Consider the following 871-nt stretch of genomic DNA (forward strand, 5'->3'; position numbering starts at 1 on the left):
CTAATTTATCATATTGTCATGACAATTATGGAATGTTCTCGAAGAGTGATTATCATTTGTTTACACCACTTAAAGAAACTTAAGACGGAAAAAATTTTCTACTGACAAAGAGGTTCTGTAAGACTTCGTGCACAATTGGCTACAAACATGCATGTGAAGGATAAGTATGCAGATAATAGGTGATGCTATATAGAAAAATAGTTATGTACTTATTTTCACATATATATTAATCGAATAAAATGTTTCTTAAAAAGTCTCATTTATAACTGATCAACCCTCATTCTTCTCTGCCATTTCATGGTAGGATATGAGGATTATGCTGTTGTTTCCCAGCTTTGTTACTGTTTACCTGAACAGGTAGTTTCTGAATGGAACCTGTATATTTTGCTGCTCCATTGCAAGAGTAAGAGAGTTTGAATTCAAGGAATGAACAACCACAGAATTTCTAGTTCAACTTGAAAAAACAAGAAGTGAATTGAGTTTAGAAGAAAGTGATGTACAGAGGAAGGAAGTGTTTTTCTGTTTAATCTTGGAACATCAGTGACACTTTCTGATGAGATGTCATCATAAATCCCCCTGATCAACTGATGTCAGGGGGGGAGAGAGAGTTTAATAATAGTAAAAAGAGAATAAATTTACCCCCATGAGTACTAATGCTTCAGCTCTGGCCTCTTCAGTCTGCGGCAGATGTAAGTTCATTTCATCCCCATCAAAATCTGCATTGTATGGTGTACACACACACTCATTGAATCTAAACAAAACAATAAATATGTTTTGTACAAAAAGTCATATTTTCAAGTTCTGGATGCATATACTTGCCGATGTTGAGAAATCTGCAAATACTATTCAAAAGATTTTAATTTGTAATAAT

General features: G+C 33.8%; 1 pseudogene. It reads right to left on the bottom strand.

The features are described from left to right. Nucleotides 1-642 precede the first annotated feature (642 nt). Nucleotides 643-738 (bottom strand): annotated as a pseudogene (locus MAGTDC_RS06005) (hypothetical protein); the annotation flags it as partial. Nucleotides 739-871 lie beyond the last annotated feature (133 nt).

Source organism: Candidatus Hodgkinia cicadicola (genome assembly GCF_002774925.1).